This window comes from Psychrobacter sp. I-STPA6b, from assembly GCF_020662265.1.
Taxonomy (GTDB): Bacteria; Pseudomonadota; Gammaproteobacteria; order Pseudomonadales; family Moraxellaceae; genus Psychrobacter.
Map to the genome: position 1 here is coordinate 1 of NZ_VEWM01000097.1, position 465 is coordinate 465.

At 32.7% G+C, this 465-nt stretch carries 1 protein-coding gene; it reads left to right on the top strand.

Going from position 1 to position 465, the window contains the following annotated elements; all coding sequences use genetic code 11:
- Positions 1 to 227: 227 nt before the first annotated feature.
- A partial coding sequence (locus tag FHK88_RS12205) for a glycoside hydrolase family 97 N-terminal domain-containing protein (protein ID WP_264480679.1) occupies positions 228 to 465 on the top strand: 238 nt, incomplete at its 3' end.

The following is a 465-nucleotide window of genomic DNA, read 5'->3' on the forward strand; positions in this document are numbered from 1 at the left end:
GTACTTGCTTTCACTCCAGTTCAGATTAAACAAATTTGTACTTGAAATAATAAAAAAGAGATTACTTTTGTTTTTAAGGGTTTAAAAATTGTGATTGTGGCTGCGTTATCGCTTGCGCCAAATTTTTAAACATAACATTAACTTGAAATACATTTTTAAAAATGAAGCAATTCTTTTTTACAACAGTTCTTTGTCTATGGTTTTTAGGCTCGGTACAAGCACAGCAGTTGCAATCTCCAAACGGAAAAATGCTAATGGAATTTGCATTACAAACCGATGGAACGCCAACCTATACCTTAGCCTATAAAAATAAAGCGGTAATTAAAACCAGTAAAATGGGTCTTGAGTTGAAAAATGACAAGAAATCATTACTAAATGATTTTACGGTTGTTGACCAAAAAACAAGCACTGTTAATGAAAATTGGCAGCCTGTTTGGGGCGAAGTTGCCACAATAACAAATAATT